General features: G+C 52.4%; 18 protein-coding genes. 12 read left to right on the plus strand and 6 right to left on the minus strand.

Annotated features, from left to right (window positions below; translation table 11 throughout):
• Positions 1 to 2 precede the first annotated feature (2 nt).
• From ACIKP9_RS12715 to ACIKP9_RS12730, 4 genes are read right to left on the minus strand one after another with little or no spacing between them, the layout of a single operon-like run.
• Positions 3 to 167, minus strand: coding sequence for a DNA gyrase inhibitor YacG (locus ACIKP9_RS12715; RefSeq protein ID WP_400883583.1), 165 nt, complete (start codon positions 165 to 167; stop codon positions 3 to 5).
• Positions 168 to 178: 11 nt separating this feature from the next.
• Positions 179 to 937, minus strand: a complete 759-nt coding sequence (gene zapD, locus ACIKP9_RS12720; RefSeq protein WP_230348924.1) for a cell division protein ZapD — start codon at positions 935 to 937, stop codon at positions 179 to 181.
• A gap of 54 nt (positions 938 to 991) precedes the next feature.
• Positions 992 to 1,600 carry a dephospho-CoA kinase gene (coaE, locus tag ACIKP9_RS12725; RefSeq protein WP_400883586.1) on the minus strand — a complete coding sequence of 203 codons (609 nt, stop codon included), beginning with the start codon at positions 1,598 to 1,600 and terminating at the stop codon, positions 992 to 994.
• A gap of 3 nt (positions 1,601 to 1,603) precedes the next feature.
• Entirely contained in the window at positions 1,604 to 2,476 is an 873-nt protein-coding gene (locus tag ACIKP9_RS12730; RefSeq protein ID WP_400883589.1) for a prepilin peptidase, read from the minus strand.
• Between the two features lie 154 nt (positions 2,477 to 2,630).
• On the opposite strand from ACIKP9_RS12730, the gene ACIKP9_RS12735 reads away from it, so the two are divergent.
• The 4 genes from ACIKP9_RS12735 (at position 2,631) to ACIKP9_RS12750 (ending at position 7,783) form a co-directional block, all read left to right on the plus strand.
• Positions 2,631 to 2,951 (plus strand): hypothetical protein, encoded by a 321-nt coding sequence (locus tag ACIKP9_RS12735; RefSeq protein WP_230348921.1) that lies wholly within the window; start codon positions 2,631 to 2,633, stop codon positions 2,949 to 2,951.
• A 113-nt stretch (positions 2,952 to 3,064) separates the two neighbouring features.
• A complete protein-coding gene (locus tag ACIKP9_RS12740; RefSeq protein ID WP_400883592.1) occupies positions 3,065 to 4,723 on the plus strand; it encodes an ATP-binding cassette domain-containing protein in 1,659 nt (552 codons plus the stop codon).
• Positions 4,713 to 6,014, plus strand: a complete 1,302-nt coding sequence (locus tag ACIKP9_RS12745; RefSeq protein WP_400883594.1) for an HlyD family secretion protein — start codon at positions 4,713 to 4,715, stop codon at positions 6,012 to 6,014. Before ACIKP9_RS12740 ends, ACIKP9_RS12745 begins: the two co-directional genes overlap by 11 nt.
• Before the next feature lie 11 nt (positions 6,015 to 6,025).
• Positions 6,026 to 7,783 carry a TolC family protein gene (locus tag ACIKP9_RS12750; RefSeq protein ID WP_400883597.1) on the plus strand — a complete coding sequence of 586 codons (1,758 nt, stop codon included), beginning with the start codon at positions 6,026 to 6,028 and terminating at the stop codon, positions 7,781 to 7,783.
• Between the two features lie 13 nt (positions 7,784 to 7,796).
• On the opposite strand, the gene ispB is transcribed toward ACIKP9_RS12750, so the two are convergent.
• Positions 7,797 to 8,765: an octaprenyl diphosphate synthase gene (gene ispB, locus ACIKP9_RS12755; RefSeq protein WP_400883599.1), complete on the minus strand. Its 969-nt coding sequence runs from the start codon at positions 8,763 to 8,765 to the stop codon at positions 7,797 to 7,799.
• Between the two features lie 192 nt (positions 8,766 to 8,957).
• Between ispB and rplU the strand changes: the two genes are divergently transcribed.
• From rplU to ACIKP9_RS12785, 6 genes are all read left to right on the plus strand, one after another.
• Positions 8,958 to 9,272: a 50S ribosomal protein L21 gene (gene rplU / locus ACIKP9_RS12760; RefSeq protein WP_230348916.1), complete on the plus strand. Its 315-nt coding sequence runs from the start codon at positions 8,958 to 8,960 to the stop codon at positions 9,270 to 9,272.
• 13 nt (positions 9,273 to 9,285) lie between these two features.
• Positions 9,286 to 9,543 carry a 50S ribosomal protein L27 gene (gene rpmA, locus ACIKP9_RS12765; RefSeq protein WP_230348915.1) on the plus strand — a complete coding sequence of 86 codons (258 nt, stop codon included), beginning with the start codon at positions 9,286 to 9,288 and terminating at the stop codon, positions 9,541 to 9,543.
• Between the two features lie 104 nt (positions 9,544 to 9,647).
• Entirely contained in the window at positions 9,648 to 10,709 is a 1,062-nt protein-coding gene (cgtA, locus tag ACIKP9_RS12770; protein ID WP_400883602.1) for an Obg family GTPase CgtA, read from the plus strand.
• Between the two features lie 18 nt (positions 10,710 to 10,727).
• Positions 10,728 to 11,846: a glutamate 5-kinase gene (gene proB, locus ACIKP9_RS12775; protein WP_400883604.1), complete on the plus strand. Its 1,119-nt coding sequence runs from the start codon at positions 10,728 to 10,730 to the stop codon at positions 11,844 to 11,846.
• A gap of 9 nt (positions 11,847 to 11,855) precedes the next feature.
• On the plus strand, positions 11,856 to 12,350 hold the full coding sequence (gene purE / locus ACIKP9_RS12780; protein WP_400883606.1) for a 5-(carboxyamino)imidazole ribonucleotide mutase: 495 nt from the start codon (positions 11,856 to 11,858) through the stop codon (positions 12,348 to 12,350).
• A 37-nt stretch (positions 12,351 to 12,387) separates the two neighbouring features.
• Positions 12,388 to 13,530: a 5-(carboxyamino)imidazole ribonucleotide synthase gene (locus ACIKP9_RS12785; RefSeq protein ID WP_400883613.1), complete on the plus strand. Its 1,143-nt coding sequence runs from the start codon at positions 12,388 to 12,390 to the stop codon at positions 13,528 to 13,530.
• Positions 13,531 to 13,687: 157 nt separating this feature from the next.
• On the opposite strand, the gene rpsT is transcribed toward ACIKP9_RS12785, so the two are convergent.
• On the minus strand, positions 13,688 to 13,951 hold the full coding sequence (gene rpsT, locus ACIKP9_RS12790) for a 30S ribosomal protein S20 (protein WP_230348911.1): 264 nt from the start codon (positions 13,949 to 13,951) through the stop codon (positions 13,688 to 13,690).
• A 162-nt stretch (positions 13,952 to 14,113) separates the two neighbouring features.
• Between rpsT and murJ the strand changes: the two genes are divergently transcribed.
• Both murJ and ACIKP9_RS12800 read left to right on the plus strand, forming a co-directional pair.
• The gene (murJ, locus tag ACIKP9_RS12795; protein WP_400883617.1) at positions 14,114 to 15,655 is read left to right on the plus strand and encodes a murein biosynthesis integral membrane protein MurJ; all 1,542 of its coding nucleotides are present in this window, start codon (positions 14,114 to 14,116) and stop codon (positions 15,653 to 15,655) included.
• A gap of 13 nt (positions 15,656 to 15,668) precedes the next feature.
• Positions 15,669 to 16,595, plus strand: a complete 927-nt coding sequence (locus ACIKP9_RS12800) for a bifunctional riboflavin kinase/FAD synthetase (RefSeq protein ID WP_400883620.1) — start codon at positions 15,669 to 15,671, stop codon at positions 16,593 to 16,595.
• Positions 16,596 to 16,628: the final 33 nt, after the last annotated feature.

Consider the following 16,628-nt stretch of genomic DNA (forward strand, 5'->3'; position numbering starts at 1 on the left):
GCCTAGTAGTCTTCTTCGTCGAGCTTGGGATTGGTATCGGGGATGCGATAGTTTTCGCTGGCCCATTGGCCGAGGTCGATCAGGCGGCAGCGCTCTGAGCAGAATGGGCGATAGGCATTGGTGCTGGAGTATTCAGCCAGCTCCCCGCATTGCGGGCAGGCGACCATTTTTTTCTTGCTTACAGGTTGCACAGTGTCAGTGAGAAGTTGATATCGTGATCGCAGGGACGCGGGCGCTGGGCATTATCCAGGCTATTGAAGCGGATATTAATGGCGTACTTGTTAGCGCTCACTTCGGGGAAACAGGGTGTATCGTCACTGATCTCCACGCGTAACATTTGGGCTGGTTTGGCGCCGCCCAGCATCTGCTGATAAGCCCCGTTGGTTGCTGTCATGTTGGAAGTCATGCCACTTCCACGCAAAATGTGCAGAATGATACGGATGGCATCATGCAACGGCATTAGCGGACTCATCCAGACACTGAGGTCATGCTTGCGGCGCTCGCTACTCAAGCCTAGCCAGTAATGGTAAGACGGTAAATCGAACTCACAGACGCCACCCGGGATCACCGAGCGCTGCTTGATACTCATTAACCATTCATTGTCGCGCAGGGTTTGCCCTAGTTTGCCGGGCGTATTGCGCAAGGGGCGTGCAGCGTTTTCTATATCGGTGACCAGGTCATTGAGTACTTTTTCCTCAATGGATGGATTGCCGCGCAGGTTGTTCATCACCATTTTTTGGCGGTCTAACTCCTGCAGCAGATCCATCTTGAGCTCTGCGCGCTCAATGATGTCTAGTATCTGGAAGATGGAAAGCAGGACGCTATGGTGGATAAACTCGTGTTCACCCTCAATATTGTGCAAGACCTTGATAAAGAGGTCTTCCAGACGCAACAGGGTACGGATGCGTTCATTAAAGGGGTAATCGTAACTAGGCACGGGCTTCTCGAGGCTGATCCGTTTGTTTATAGTAGTTGTCGTGAATTATCAGATTTATTCGCTAACTATGCAAGTCTTAATGAATTTTTCATGCATTTGGTGAATTTTTTGTTGCAGCTCTTCAATGCTGCCATTGTTGTCAATAATGTCGTTGGCTAGTGCGCGACGGAAACTGCGCGATGCTTGTGCGGCGATGATGGAGCGCACCATCTTCTCGGTAAAGCCATTGCGATTGACGACGCGGCTGATCTGCTTCTCTTCGTCGCAATCAATCAATAAAGTGCGGTTGACGATGCCTTCGTAGCGATTGGACTCAAAAAACAAAGGGATAGCCAGTATCTGGTAGGGTGACTGATTGTATTGCTCCAGCTCGCGTAATGCTTCGCTGTGTATGGCAGGGTGCAGGATGGATTCCAGCATCCGGCGATCTGCATCATTATTGAAGATACGGTCACGGATTTTTCCCCTATCCATGGCACCATCCTCAGTGACGTATTCTGTGCCAAAGGCCTCTGCAATTTTGCTGACCAGTGGTTGGCCTGCGCTCGTCAGGTGGCGGGAAATGACATCGACGTCTACGACGGGTACGTCCAGATCGCTAAACATTCTTGCTGCTTCACTTTTGCCGGCACCAATGCCGCCAGTCAATCCAACTACATACATTGATCAGCCTCCTAGATATAGTTGTGAGAGTTGTTTGCCGAAGAAAAGTGCGGCAACTCCTCCTAATGCCAAGTAAGGCCCAAATGGGATGGGGGTTTCGCGGCCATGCTTAGTCAGTACGATCAAGCCAATCCCGATGATGGAACCAGCAATGGATGATAATAAAATGACAGCGGGTAGCAATTGCCAGCCAAACCATGCCCCCAGTGCGGCCAGAAGCTTGAAATCGCCATAACCCATGCCTTCCTTGCCGGTGACCAGCTTGAACAGCCAATATACCGACCATAATACGAGATAGCCTGCCGCAGCGCCTGCTACGGCAGAGCTTAAGTCGGTAAAGCCATCGCTGAGATTGAATAACAGGCCAGCCCAGAGCAGGGGGAGGGTGATGTCATCCGGTAGCAAGTGGGTGTCAAGATCGATAAAGGTTAAGGCGATCAGGGCGAAGATGATAAACCAGCTTGCCACGGCCAGGCTTGAGTAGCCGAAGTGCCAACTGGCAAGGCCAGTCAGGGCTGCAGTGAATATTTCTACCAATGGGTAGCGTGGGCTGATCTTGGTTTTGCATTGCCTGCATTTGCCGCCCAATAGCAGGTAGCTGAAGACAGGGATGTTTTCCATGGCGCCAATGACGTGCTGGCAGTGGGGGCAACGTGACCTGGGCGTGACAAGGTTGTAACGGGTTCGCTCTGGCTGGGGCTTACCTTCTGCTTCCAGGTGCTCTGCTTGCCAGGCCAGTTCCATCATGCGCGGCAGACGGTGGATGACCACATTGAGAAAGCTGCCCACCATGAGCCCAAGCAAGGTGGAAAAGATGATAAAGAAGCCGGGGCTGTCCCTCAATGTATCGAGGAATACAAAAACAAAATCAGGCATAAATTAGATTGTCGGTAAACTTTCCGCATCATCGCACCGTTATATAAGTATGGCAACCGCAGTGGCGTTGGCCCGGATGGGCTTGAAATAGGCAGGAAGATCGCCATCTATGTGTTGCTCACATTTTCTCGTCACTAGCCTGAAAGGAATGCATATGATGAATACCGAAACGCAAGCTGCATGGGATGCCCCTGTTATTTGCCGCGTTGAAGTCGATTTGTCGGGTTGGCTGGAACAACTGACGGGGAACTCGCATTGGGAGGTCTATGACGAAGCCGAGGACGAAAACTACATGAGTTTTGCCATGCGTCATGGGCGTAAGCAGGCGGAAATCACTCTCTATCATAATGGCTATGCTACTGTTGATGTCGATGGGCAATCCTTGTTTGATGGTTCCTTGACCACGAGAACCAGTGATTGCGCGCATCTCAGCTACTACCATGCAGAGAACGGAGAATTGATCACCTTGAATTGAGGATGAACCAAAGCCCTGCTTGCAGGGCTTTTTAATGTGTTTATTGTTCAGTTTTAGGAACTAAACTCCAGCGCTTAGTGTCGTTTTGCAGGGCCTGATGTGATCACTAGAGTATGAACAATAACGCTGAATACAAAATGCTGCCTAGGCAAAGGTTGATTGATCTTCTGAGCCTAGAGCGCAAAGATATATTACTGATTATTATCCTGATGGGTGGGGTTGGTTTCATCAATCTCGCGATACCTATTTCAGTGCAAGCGCTCATCAATACGGTCACGATGGGCAGCTTGATGAAGCCGCTGCTCATTATCTCCTTCATGTTGTTCATATTCTTGCTATTGGCGGGATTGTTTTACGTGCTCGAGATTTTTATTGTCGAGCTGATCCAGCGGCGGATTTTCTGCCGTATTGCCATAGATTCGGCCAGCAAGACTCAAGGGGCAAAATACGATGTGGCAAGTGCGGATGACTTGCAGGAGCTCATCAACCGCTTCTTTGAGGTGACGTCGGTACAAAAGTCTGTTGCCACCTTGTTGACTATAGGTGTGGCCACGATCCTTCAGGGGGTGGTGGGCAGTATTATCCTGGTGTTCTACAGCGTTTATTTTGCCGTGGTAGTGGCCTTGGTCATGCTCATCATCCTGGTCATTGTGTATGTGATCGGGCGTAAGGCACCACTGACTGCAATTGCGGAATCCCATGCCAAGTTTGAATTGGCGGCGTGGTTGGAAACCATTGCCCGTAACCTCAATACCTTCAAGTTTTCCTCCGGGGTGCGTCTGGCACAGGAGCGAACTGGCCAATTGGCGGCTGAATACCTGAAAAAGCGCAGTGCGCATTTCCGTGTGCTCATCAAGCAGTATCTCGGGGGTGTGGTCATTTATGCCTTGGGTGGTACGGCGATGCTGGCTTTAGGAGGCACGCTGGTGATCCAGGGGCAGATCAATTTGGGCCAGTTTGTCGCGGCTGAGCTGATCATCTTTGCCGTGCTGGCTTCTTTCCTGAGGTTTATCGGCCAGCTTGAGTATTATTACGATTTGCTCGCCAGCCTCGACAAGATCGGTTATATCCAAGATCTGCCACAGGAGAAGGTATCTACCCGTCACTTCGAGATCAAGCGCCCCATCAAGTTAAGCGCAGTGAACCTTGGTTACGATTATCTGCGGCATACCGCTTCACAGTCTGGCATCAGTTTTACGTTGCAGCCAGGTAGCAGTTTGGCTGTGCTCGGGGTTGCTGGCGCAGGAAAGTCCTCGTTGGCGGCCTTGCTCACAGGCTTGAAGCAAGCTGAGCAAGGGCATGTGGAGTTCAATGACATTGCGCTTGAGCAATACAACCTGAATACCTTGCGTCAATATCTTGGGTGTGTAGGTAAGCTGGAGGTGATTGAGGGTAGCATTCTTGAAAACGTTTTGGTTGGGCGTGACGATATTCCGTTAGGAGATGTCACCCAGTTGCTGAATAAGCTAGGCTTGATGTCCAGTATCAATCGGTTACCCAGTGGCTTGGATACCCTGCTTGCTGTGAATGGGGCACCGCTTTCGACAACCCAGGCCAATTTGCTGATGCTGGCTCGTGGCATTGTTGGTCAACCGGGATTGTTGATTGTTGATGGCTTGCTGGATTATCTAGATGAGGCAGATTTGAATCGTGCCTTGCCATTATTACTGGAGTTGCCCGCATGCAGCGTCGTTATTTTGACACGCCATGCATCGATCGCTCAGCGCTGCTCGCAGGTGCTGACGTTGGAGGTGCATGATCATGGCATATAAGTTGAGCGATCATCAGCAGTTCGAGAAATATACCGCAACTCCTAGGATGGTGAAGCGCATCTTGGTATGGATCGTCGTGTTGTGCTTTATTGTGCCGACCTTGATGTTGTTCCTGCCCTGGCAGCAGAACGTACAAGCGATGGGCTCGGTTACCGCATTTGCACCATTGGAAAGGCGTCAAAGCGTGGATGCGCCAGTTGGTGGTGTTATCAAGCAATGGTTTGTGCGCGAGGGAGCACGTGTGAAAGCGGGCGATCCTCTGCTACAAATTAGTGATGTTGACCCAAAGTTCAAGGAGCGTTTGGCTGCGCAGCGGCAGACCAGTGCGACCAAGCTCAAGGCCAAGCAGGATGAGCTACAGGCTTACGAAGTGCAGTTGCAGAATTTGCTTGCCGTGCGCCAGGCCAGGGTCAATGCTGCAGAATATGGATTAGATGTTGCCAGGCAAAAGGTGGTGGCAGCGGCGGAGAATGTCGAATCAGCACAAGCCACGTTGGATGCAGCGGATTTTCAGGTGAGCAGAATGCAGCGCTTGGTGCAGGAAGGCCTGGTTTCCAGGCGCGATGTCGAAGTGGCGGAGCGCGACAGGGCCGTGGCGCTCAGGAGTGTGAATAGCGTCAAGGCCGCCCTGGACTCAGCGCGGGCCGAGGAAAAAACTGCCGCTGCTAATTTGGTGCAAGTGAAGGCGGAAACCCAGGCCAATATTGATGCAAGTCGCGCCTTGTTGAGCAAGATAGGCTCTGAGGTCGCCGATACGCAGAATGAATTGACCAATCTCGAGATCAGCGTTTCGCGCCAGGAGTCACAATTGGTGAGGGCGCCACGAGCAGGCACCGTGTTCAGAGTGCCGGTGAATTCGCAATCCCAGGTGATCAGCCAGGGACAGCCGCTATTGGTGATTATTCCTGACACCGAGCAACAGGCAGTGGAATTGATCGTCAGTGGTCTTGATGCTGCCTTGATCTTGCCAGGCAGTCGCGTTCGGCTGGAGTTTGATGGTTGGCCGGCGCTCCAGGTGTCTGGGTGGCCTAATGTGGCTATCGGCACGTTCGCTGGCAAAGTGGCTTTTGTGGATGCCAGTGATGACGGCACGGGACGTTTCCGCGTCATGGTGGTGCCCGATGAAAGTGTGCAAAAGTGGCCTGGTGAGCGCTTCTTGCGGCAGGGCAGCTCATCGCGAGGCTGGATACTGTTGGAAGAGGTCTCAATCGGCTATGAAATCTGGCGTGTGCTCAATGGTTTCCCTCCACGTGTGCCGCAAGTTACGGCTGGGAGTCATCAGGGAACATGATGGTGAAGGGTATGAGGCCGGAATCAATCATCAACCATTGCCGAGTATTGGTGTGTCTGGGTTTTGTCGCCCTGGCACCAGTTGCGGCCTGGGCTGCAACAGAAATGGCAGGAGATGTACCAGCGCAGGCGATTCGCCTGCCAGATCGCCTGGACCTCAACAGTATGAGTCAAGGGCGTGCAACCACGTTGGATGAAGACTATGCTGCGACACAGCAAGAATACAAATTATCCTCGCCCAACAAGCTCAATATCAAACTCGATGATTTGTTGGCGGAGCATCCTGGGCAGGTATTGGCGCCGACTGGCGTTGAGCATGGGCTGACGATTGCGGATGTAAGGGCACGCGCCTTACGTAACAACCTTTCTCTTAAAGTGGTGCAGTTTGATCCACAAATTGCGCAAAGCGTTCTGGGGGCTGAACGCGCCAAGTTCGATAACATCATCTATGCCAGCTTGCGACGCACGCGCGAAAATCGTCCATTGACCAGTGGCGATATCGTGCAGCTCAAGGCGGAGGATGCCTCGCTGGATGGGCAATTGGTCAAGTTGAACAAGGCTGAGCAGCAAATCGATTACCTAGATGGTGAAGCTGGCATTGCCATTCCGCTGAGGACCGGTGGTACGGTGCGTTTGAGTACGCCTTTTGAACGCAAGCTGACCGAGGGGGCGTTGGGTACTGATGAGTACAGGCGCGCCACGCGGTTTTCAATCAGCCAGCCCTTATTGCGCAATGCTGGCATCAAGGTCAACGAGGCCAGTATTCGCATTGCTGACTTAGATAGGCAGGCGGTAGATGCCAGTACCCGCTTGCAATCCATACGTGTCATTGCCTTGATAGACAAGGCTTATTGGGATTTGTATGCTGCCTGGGCAGAGTTGGAGGTAAGGCAGCAACAGTACGAACTGGCTACGCGTAACCTTGAGATGGTACGACGCAAGGTGCAAGAGGGGCTGGTGGCAAGCATTGAGGCCAGTCGTGCAGAAATCGGCGTGTCTGATCGCATAGAAGCATTGATCATGGCGAAGACCCGCTTGCAGCTTAGCCAGCGCCAATTGCAGTTCTTGCTTAATGATCCACAATATACCTTTGAAGGCCATGCGTTGATTCGTCCGCAATCCGAGCCCATCCTTGTGCATTATGAGTTTGATAGAGATAGGCTGGTGGATTCAGCGATGCAGGGAAGGCTGGAGTTGCTGGAGCTTGAGCTGAAGCTTGCTGCCGATCTCAACAAGATCGAGTATTTGCAGAATCAGACATTGCCGTTATTCACACTAGATTACAGTTATGGGGCCTTGTCTGCTGGAGACAATAGTCTTTCCCAAGTTTATAACAGCCCCTTCGATAATCGCTTTAATGATTGGTCCGTGGGCTTGCGTTTCGAGTTGCCCATGACCAATGAGGCGCGCCGTAACCAGCTGCAACAGGCCGTGCAGCAGCGCATGCAGCGCTTGGCAACCAAGGAGTTACAAGTGTTGACGGTCAAGCGCGAGATTCATGATGGCGTAGACCGGGCAGAGCAGCATTGGCAGCGCATGATTGCCGCGAGGCAGCAAGTGATGCTGGCGGGTGTCAATTATGATGGTGAGTTGAAACAGTTTAATGAAGGCTTGCGCAACATGACCGAGGTGCTGGAAATGCTGAGTAGGCTAGGCGAGTCGCAGATCAAGGAAATACGTGCCCTGGTGGATTACCAGGTGGCGCTGATCGATGTGGCTTATACCACTGGTACCCTGTTGGGATATGGGCAAATAGAGTTTGGCTCTTAAATCGTTGCTACGTTTAGTAGCTGCGCGAGACGGCAAATTCAGCCAGCTGTAACAAGGCCTGCTTGTAAGGGGTTTCTGGTAAGTGGGCAATGGCTTTGCAGCCAGTGGCAGCCTCATCACTGGCAACTTTGCGTACATGCTCCAATGCGCCAGTATTCTTGACTGCATCAATTACCGCAGGCAACTCATCCAAGCCGCCTTGCTCGATGGCATGGCGAATAATCGTACGTTGAGCTTCGGTGCCATGGCGCATGGCATATAGCAAGGGCAGGGTGGGCTTGCCTTCAGCAAGGTCATCCCCCAGATTCTTGCCAATTTCTGTGCTGTCGCCGCTTAGGTCGAGCACATCGTCAACCAGCTGGAATGCTGTGCCCAAGCGCATGCCGTATTCTGCCATCGCGGCTTCATCCTGAGCGTCGGTGCCGCAGATGATGGCACCTAACCGTGTGGCCGCTTCGAACAGCTTAGCGGTTTTGTAGTGGATAACCTTTAAATAGGCTTCGTCCGTGATGTCGGCATCGTGGACATTAAGTAGTTGCAGCACTTCACCTTCAGCGATCGTGTTGGTCGCTTCGGATAACACTTCCATCACCCGCATGCTCTTGATGCTGACCATCATCTGGAATGTGCGTGAATAAATAAAGTCACCCACCAGTACGCTGGCTGCATTGCCGAATAATGTATTGGCAGTTGCCTTGCCGCGCCGTAATGAAGACTCATCGACGACATCATCATGCAGTAGCGTCGATGTGTGGATGAGTTCAATGACGGCAGCCAGTTCGTGATGCTGCGGTTCGATACGTCCAAATGCTCCGGCAGAGAGTAGTACCAAGGCAGGTCTTAAGCGCTTGCCGCCACTATTGACGATATAATCAGCCACCTGATTGATCAGGACGACATCGGAATGCAGGGATTTGCGAATCACCGCATCGACTTTTTGCATGTCTTCTGCGATGCAGGATTGAATAAAAGCTAGGGACACGTCTGGCTGCCAAAAATAAGTCTCGGGATTCTAGCATATGCAATAGCGGAAACAGCGCCCGCATGCCGGAGAGGCATTTTAAAATTGCCGTTTTCGTGGCTAATTAGCATGGTCAATAATAGCATTTGCTTTCCGTGTAGTTTTCCGTATAATGCCCGATTCATTTGAATGCGTAGCAAACGAGGCATAACCATGTATGCAGTTATCAAAACTGGTGGCAAACAATATCGCGTAGCCGCTGGTGACAAGCTTAAGGTAGAAAAGTTGGCGGGCGAAGTCGGCAGCGAAATCACCCTCGACAAGGTATTGTTGGTTTCTGATGGTGAAAACACCACCATTGGTGCTCCTCTGGTTCAGGGTGCGAGCGTACAAGCCAAGGTTGTGGCTCACGGTCGTGGCGACAAGGTCTTGATCTTCAAGATGCGTCGTCGTAAGCACTATCGTAAAACTCAAGGCCATCGCCAGAGCTTTACTGAAATCCAGATTGAAAAGATTGCTGCTAAGTAAGGAGTAGTGAAAAATGGCACACAAAAAAGCAGGCGGTAGTTCCCGTAACGGTCGCGACTCACAAGCGCAGCGACTGGGTGTTAAGGCTTTTGGCGACCAGTTTGTTTCCGCTGGCAGCATTATCATTCGTCAGCGTGGTACCAAGATGCACCCAGGCGAAAATGTTGGTATTGGCAAGGATCACACCTTGTATGCCAAGGTTGACGGCAAAGTGGCTTTCTCCGTGAAAGGCGCATTGCGTCGCAAGTTGGTCAGCATCGTTCCAGCTTAATACTGGCGTGATTCGGAAAAAGCCCTATCGCATTGATAGGGCTTTTTTATTTCAGGCAGTATGATAACTGCCTTAATCGGTTCAACCCTTAACAGATAGCGATCATGAAGTTTATAGACGAAGCCACGATCAAGGTTTATGCAGGTGATGGCGGTAACGGTGTCGCCACATTCCGCCGCGAGAAATATGAAGCCATGGGTGGCCCCAATGGTGGGGATGGCGGTCGTGGTGGCTCTATCTACATGATCGCTGACCGCAATATCAATACCCTGGTGGATTATCGCTATACGCGTGTTTTCCGCGCAAAGCGCGGTGAAAATGGTCGTGGCTCGGATCAATATGGTGCGGGTGGCGATGACATGGTGCTGCGGGTGCCTGTCGGCACTGTCATTAGTGACAAGGCGACAGGACAGGTGCTGACTGACCTCGCAGAGCATGATCAGCGGGTGATGGTTGCCAAGGGTGGCAATGGCGGCTTGGGCAATATCCATTTCAAGTCCAGTATCAACCGCGCGCCGCGCCAGTGTACCAAGGGCGATGCAGGGGAGGAGTTCGAACTCTATCTTGAGCTGAAGGTGTTGGCTGATGTTGGCTTGTTGGGAATGCCCAACGCTGGAAAATCTACGTTCATTCGTTCAGTTTCTGCGGCCAAGCCCAAGGTGGCGGATTATCCTTTTACCACCTTGCATCCCAACCTTGGTGTTGTTCGTGTAGATGCTAATCGCAGCTTCGTGATTGCCGACGTGCCAGGGCTGATCGAAGGGGCGGCTGAAGGTGCAGGCCTTGGCCACCAATTCCTGCGTCATCTTTCACGTACTCGCTTGTTGCTGCATTTGGTTGATTTGGCGCCATTTGATGAGGCAGTAGATCCGGTTCGCGAGGCGATCGCTATCACGGAAGAGCTGCGCAAGTATGACGAAGAGTTGTATAACAAACCGCGCTGGCTGGTGCTCAATAAAGTTGACATGCTGGAAGACAGCGAAGAAAAGGTTGCTGAGTTTGTCCAGAAGCTGGGCTGGGAAGGCCGTTATTTTGCGATTTCAGCCTTGGCTGGCATTGGCTGCCGTGAATTGACCTATGCCATCATGGAGCATGTGGAAGAAACGAGTCGTGCCGATCACGAAGCAGCTGCCAGTGCTGGGGCTGACTCAGTTACTGGGTATTAGGCTGGCGGATAGGCGGACATGACGTCATTGTTGTTGAATGCGAAATGCTTGGTAGTCAAGGTTGGTTCCAGTCTAGTCACCAATAATGGTGCTGGTTTGGATAAGGTTGCCATTGCCGCCTGGGCAGATCAGATTGCCCGGCTGGTGCAGTCTGGCAAGCAGGTGGTGCTGGTCTCCAGTGGTGCGGTTGCCGAGGGCATGCAGCGCCTGGGGTGGAAAAAGCGCCCGGTAGCTATCAATGAATTGCAGGCGGCGGCGGCTGTGGGACAAATGGGCTTGGTGCAGATGTATGAAACCTGTTTTAGCTCTCATGGGCTACACACTGCACAAATCCTCCTCACGCATGCTGATCTTGCAGATCGCAAGCGGTATCTGAATGCCCGCACTACCTTGCGCACCTTGCTCGATCTGGGCGTGATCCCCGTCATCAATGAAAATGACACGGTGGTGACGGATGAAATCCGCTTTGGCGACAATGATACCTTGGGTTCTTTGGTGGCCAATCTGATTGAAGCTGATGCCCTGGTTATTTTGACCGATCAGCCGGGCTTGTATTCAGCCGACCCACGCAAGCATCCAGATGCGGAATTCATTCAGCATGAAACCGCTGGAAATCCTGCGCTGGAAAAAATGGCGGGCGGCGCTGGTACATTGATTGGCAGTGGTGGCATGTTAACGAAAATACTTGCTGCCAAGCGTGCTGCGCGTAGCGGTGCACATACCATTATTGCCTCCGGGCGTGAGCCAGACGTGCTGATCAGGCTTGCGCAAGGTGATGTGCTAGGCACTCACCTCAAGGCGGGCCAGGTCAAGACCTTGGCACGCAAGCAGTGGCTGGCTGATCATTTACGCTTGGCTGGTAAAGTGGTGCTGGATGACGGCGCTGCCAAGGCTTTGCTTGAAGGTGGGCGCAGCTTGTTGCCGATTGGCGTGATCGCCGTTGAGGGTAGCTTTGAACGTGGCGAGGTTGTGTCATGCGTCAACGCGGAAGGGCGGGAAATTGCCCGTGGCTTGGTAAATTACAGCGCCCTGGAAACGGCGCGCATATTGCGTAAGCCTAGTCACGACATTGAACATATTCTGGGTTATGTCGATGAGGCTGAACTCATTCATCGCGATAACCTGATTCTGGTATAAGGGGAAATCATGTCTCAACCATTAGTAGGCATCATCATGGGCTCTGATAGCGATTGGCCCGTGATGCGTGCTGCCGCACAAATGCTGGCGGATTTCGGTATTGCCTATGAGGCGCGCGTTGTCTCGGCACACCGTACGCCAGACCTGATGTTCGAGTTTGCCGAGCAGGCAGCCGAGCGTGGCGTGCGTGTGATCATTGCAGGTGCTGGCGGTGCTGCGCACTTGCCGGGCATGGTGGCAGCCAAGACGACATTGCCGGTGCTGGGTGTGCCAGTGCCTTCCAAGCATTTGCAAGGCCAGGATTCTTTACTGTCTATCGTGCAAATGCCTAAGGGAATCCCTGTGGCGACATTCGCCATTGGCGAAGCGGGGGCGGCGAATGCTGGCCTTTTTGCTGCTGCCATTCTTGCGACCACCGATGCTGCGCTGGCGCAAAAGCTGGCTGATTTCCGTGCCGCGCAGTCTGCGCGCGTGTTGGATATGACATTGCAAGACCAGCCTTGATTGCAATGCTGGATATTGAGTTTTAAGGAGCTTGTACGTGAGTAGTGCAACAACCATATTGCCCCCAGCAATGCTGGGGATGTTGGGTGGCGGTCAATTGGGCCGTTTCTTCGTTATTGCGGCGCATGAGATGGGCTACAAGGTGGCAGTGTTGGACCCTGACCGCAACAGTCCTGCTGGCAAGATTGCCGATGTGCATCTTTGTGCGGCTTATGACGACAAAGTGGCATTGCAGTCTCTGGCCGAGCAGTGTGCCGCCATCACCACCGAATTTGAGAATGTGCCAGCTTCGACGCTGGAATTTCTTGCGCAGCACAGGACTGTGCGCCCTGCTGCGGCTTCTGTTGCTATTGCGCAGAACCGCGTAGCAGAGAAAAACTTTTTCCGGGATTCTGGCCTGCCTGTGGCGCCTTATGCTGTGATCCAGCAGGAAGCTGATATTCCGGCGGAAGATAGTGGGCTTTATCCTGCAATCCTCAAGGTGGCGCGTTTTGGCTACGACGGAAAAGGTCAAGCACGGATAAAAACGCCAGAAGAAGCGCATGCTGCATTTGAGAAGTTTGGCGCGGAAGTCTGCGTCTTGGAGCGTATGCTCAAGCTGGATTATGAAGTTTCCGTGGTGCTGGCGCGTGACGCAGATGGCAATGTTGAAACATTCCCTGTGGCAGAAAATAGTCACCTCAATGGCATTCTGGATGTCAGCATTGCACCTGCACGTGGGGATGCCTCTATTCGCGATCAGGCGCGTCAGCTAGCGATTGAAGTGGCGAAAAAGCTTAATTACACCGGTGTGTTGGGTGTGGAGTTTTTTGTAAGTGAGGGTCGTTTGCTGGTCAATGAAATGGCGCCGCGCCCACATAATTCCGGGCATTACACCATTGATGCTTGTGTCACTAATCAATTTGAGCAGCAGGTTCGTGTGTTGGCTGGCTTGCCGCTGGGTGATGCGCGCCAGCATAGTCCTGCGGTCATGGTCAACCTGCTGGGAGATATCTGGGGTGATGGTGAGCCTGCATGGGATCAGGCCTATGCCGAGTCTGGCCTGAAGATGCATTTGTATGGCAAGCATGAAGCCAGGCCGGGTCGCAAGATGGGCCACTTTACCGTTATTGGCGAGAAAATGGAGCAGACCTTGCAGGGTGCCTTGAAGGTGCGTCATGCATTAGGGATTGAGGACTAAGGTTCTGATTATGTCAAAGCCAGGTCGAGTGCCTGGCTTTTTTGTTTCAATCATCGGATAGCGCTCGAGTGGCTAAGAGGATATTCGGAATTTCTGGAGCTGAGGGCAATAAAAAAGCCGGGATATCCCGGCTTTTTTACACAAGTAAGTGAGCTTGTTAGGCAAGAGCCTTGATCGCTGCACTCAGGCGGCTCTTATGGCGAGCTGCCTTGTTCTTGTGAATGATTTTCTTGTCTGCAATACGGTCGATCACGCTGACATTTTCATTGAACACGCTTTGTGCTGCAGTCTTGTCGCCGGCTTCTACCGCTTTAATGATCTTTTTGACCGCGGTACGCAGAGCCGAGCGCAAACTTGCATTGTGGGCGCGTTGCTTGATTGCCTGACGTGCACGCTTTCTCGCCTGTGCGCTATTAGCCATGGATGATAATTCCTGTAAATTGAAATCGAAGCCCAGCATATTAACTAATATTCTGAGTAAACGCAATCCCTATGTTGCGCTTTCAGTGAGTTGATGGACTAGCCGTGATAAAATCACCGCTTTGGTCTATCCGTTGGACTTGATGACTGTGATGCGTGTGCAATGAATCTGTTAAAAGCGTTGGCTGCTGTCGGGAGCATGACATTTCTTTCCCGCATCTTGGGGTTTGTCAGGGATACATTGATTGCACGCGTATTCGGTGCCGGGATCTACACCGATGCTTTTTTTGTCGCTTTCAAGATACCCAATCTCTTGCGCCGTCTGTTTGCCGAGGGGGCTTTTTCCCAGGCATTTGTGCCGGTTCTCGCCGAGTACAAGAATCGCCGTGGCCACGATGAAACCTATGATCTGATCAGCAAAGTAGCCACTCTGTTGGGCCTTGTGCTCATGGGTGTGACCTTGCTCGGTATGCTGGCCGCTCCTGCCATTGCCTATGTTAGCGCCCCTGGTTGGGCGCATAGCGAGCCGGAAAGCTTTGCGCTGACGATAGATATGCTGCGCATTATTTTCCCGTATATCTTGCTGATCTCCCTGGTGTCGCTTGCTGGTGGGGTGTTGAATACTTACAGCAAGTTCTCTGTGCCAGCGTTTACTCCAGTTTGGCTCAATATTGCTTTTATCATTGCGGCATTGTTTTTTGCGCCTTACTTTGATCCTCCTATTATGGTGCTGGCTTGGGCGGTATTTGCGGGCGGTGTGCTACAGCTGGCTTTCCAATTACCTTTCTTGCGCAAGATCGGTATGTTGCCCCGTGTACGCTTCGATTTCCATGATGAAGGGGTCTGGCGTATCCTGCGCCTCATGGGGCCGGCGGTATTCGGTGTCTCCATTGCTCAGCTGTCATTGCTGATCAACACCATTTTTGCTTCCTTCCTGGCCACCGGCAGTGTTTCCTGGCTGTATTACGCAGATCGCCTGATGGAGTTCCCCACTGGCTTGCTTGGCGTGGCGCTCGGGACGATTCTGCTGCCTAGCTTATCCAAGAGCGTGGCGGATAAGGCTGAGCAGGAATACTCCGCATTGCTCGATTGGGGTTTGCGCCTGACTTTGATTCTGGCCTTGCCTTCTGCCGTGGCGTTGGCGGTATTGTCTGTGCCCTTGGTAACGTCTTTATTCCACTATGGTGCTTTTACCGAGCATGACGTCTGGATGACGCGCCAGGCCTTGATCGCGTATAGCCTGGGCTTGCTCGGCCTGATTTTGGTGAAAGTGCTGGCGCCTGGCTTTTATGCGCGCCAGAACATCAAGACGCCGGTCAAGATTGCCGTGGTGACCTTGATCGCTACTCAGCTGATGAACCTGGCGTTTGTCGGTATCTTCCAGCATGCTGGCCTGGCATTGGCTATAGGTCTGGGGGCGTGCATCAACGCTGGATTGCTTTATTACAACCTGCGCAAGAGCGCGATTTACCAGCCACAGCCTGGTTGGTTGGGCTTCATTGCACGCGTTGTCGTGGCTTTGCTGGTCATGGGTGTTGCTCTATGGTGGGGCGCAGGAGATAGCGCATATTGGCTCCAAGCCACCTTATGGCAAAAGCTTGTTTACTTGATTGGATTGGTGGGCCTGGGCGTAGTGGTCTATTTTTCTGCCTTGTGGTTGATGGGCTTGCGTGTGCGTGATTTCATCAAGCGTAGTGTGAGCTGAGGAGCCTGGTTGTATGCAGATATTCCGTCATTTTCACCAGGCCGCTCATCATCCACTCGCTGTAGCAATTGGCAATTTTGATGGCGTGCACTTAGGGCATCAGGCCTTGTTGCAGCGCCTCAATGAAGTGGCAGCAGCACAAGGTCTTAAATCGGCAGTGATGACTTTTGAGCCGCATCCCAGAGAGTTTTTTGCGCCTGATCAGGCACCTGCGCGGCTGACTTCGTTACGTGAGAAGCTGGAGTTATTTGCCGAGGCTGGCGTGGAGTACGTCTATGTCTGCCATTTTAATCGCCGTTTCGCTGCGATCACCGTCGAAGCTTTTATGCAGGACATTTTGCGCAATGCGCTAGATGCACGTGCGGTCTTGGTCGGCGAAGATTTTCGCTTCGGCGCAGGGCGGCAGGGCAGCATGCAGGACTTTGTCCGCGCCGGGTTTAATCTGCAAAGTCAGCCGCAGGTCAACCTTGATGGTAAGCGTGTTTCCAGTACTGCCATGCGTGAAGCGCTTGCCCAAGGCCAGCTGGTGGAGGCTGCGCGCTTGCTGGGGCGCCCTTACAGCATTAGCGGCAAGGTGGTACATGGCGATAAGCTGGCGCGAGAGCTAGGTTACCCGACGGCGAATATCCATATGCTGCACGATAGGCCACCGTTGTTTGGCATCTATGCGGTAAAATTAGAGGGTTTGGCTGAAGGCAATGGGGCAGACCTTCCCGGCGTTGCCAGCCTTGGCGTGCGGCCAACGGTCAAGCAAAATGGCAAGCCGACGCTGGAAGTGCATTTGTTTGATTTTAATGGCGATATCTATGGCAGGCATGTACGGGTGAAGTTCATGCACAAGATACGGGATGAGATGAAGTTCGACAGCCTAGATACATTGAAGTACTGGATTGCCAAGGACGCAGAGATGGCGCGTGATTATTTCCGCAGCTATCCTTAAAAAAGATTTTGAAGATAGATAGACACTAGACCG

It is taken from the genome of Methylobacillus methanolivorans (genome assembly GCF_044751345.1).
In the GTDB taxonomy this organism is placed as follows: domain Bacteria; phylum Pseudomonadota; class Gammaproteobacteria; order Burkholderiales; family Methylophilaceae; genus Methylobacillus; species Methylobacillus methanolivorans.

Excerpts from the sequence above, each read along its gene's own strand:
- ACIKP9_RS12730 (WP_400883589.1), bottom strand. The coding sequence starts at position 2,476 with ATGCCTGATTTTGTTTTTGTATTCCTCGATACATTGAGGGACAGCCCC.
- proB (WP_400883604.1), top strand. The coding sequence starts at position 10,728 with ATGACGTCATTGTTGTTGAATGCGAAATGCTTGGTAGTCAAGGTTGGT.
- murJ (WP_400883617.1), top strand. The coding sequence starts at position 14,114 with ATGAATCTGTTAAAAGCGTTGGCTGCTGTCGGGAGCATGACATTTCTT.
- ACIKP9_RS12745 (WP_400883594.1), top strand. The coding sequence starts at position 4,713 with ATGGCATATAAGTTGAGCGATCATCAGCAGTTCGAGAAATATACCGCA.
- purE (WP_400883606.1), top strand. The coding sequence starts at position 11,856 with ATGTCTCAACCATTAGTAGGCATCATCATGGGCTCTGATAGCGATTGG.
- ACIKP9_RS12750 (WP_400883597.1), top strand. The coding sequence starts at position 6,026 with ATGAGGCCGGAATCAATCATCAACCATTGCCGAGTATTGGTGTGTCTG.
- rplU (WP_230348916.1), top strand. The coding sequence starts at position 8,958 with ATGTATGCAGTTATCAAAACTGGTGGCAAACAATATCGCGTAGCCGCT.
- ACIKP9_RS12735 (WP_230348921.1), top strand. The coding sequence starts at position 2,631 with ATGATGAATACCGAAACGCAAGCTGCATGGGATGCCCCTGTTATTTGC.
- ACIKP9_RS12740 (WP_400883592.1), top strand. The coding sequence starts at position 3,065 with ATGAACAATAACGCTGAATACAAAATGCTGCCTAGGCAAAGGTTGATT.
- ACIKP9_RS12715 (WP_400883583.1), bottom strand. The coding sequence starts at position 167 with ATGGTCGCCTGCCCGCAATGCGGGGAGCTGGCTGAATACTCCAGCACC.
- rpmA (WP_230348915.1), top strand. The coding sequence starts at position 9,286 with ATGGCACACAAAAAAGCAGGCGGTAGTTCCCGTAACGGTCGCGACTCA.
- cgtA (WP_400883602.1), top strand. The coding sequence starts at position 9,648 with ATGAAGTTTATAGACGAAGCCACGATCAAGGTTTATGCAGGTGATGGC.
- rpsT (WP_230348911.1), bottom strand. The coding sequence starts at position 13,951 with ATGGCTAATAGCGCACAGGCGAGAAAGCGTGCACGTCAGGCAATCAAG.
- ACIKP9_RS12800 (WP_400883620.1), top strand. The coding sequence starts at position 15,669 with ATGCAGATATTCCGTCATTTTCACCAGGCCGCTCATCATCCACTCGCT.
- coaE (WP_400883586.1), bottom strand. The coding sequence starts at position 1,600 with ATGTATGTAGTTGGATTGACTGGCGGCATTGGTGCCGGCAAAAGTGAA.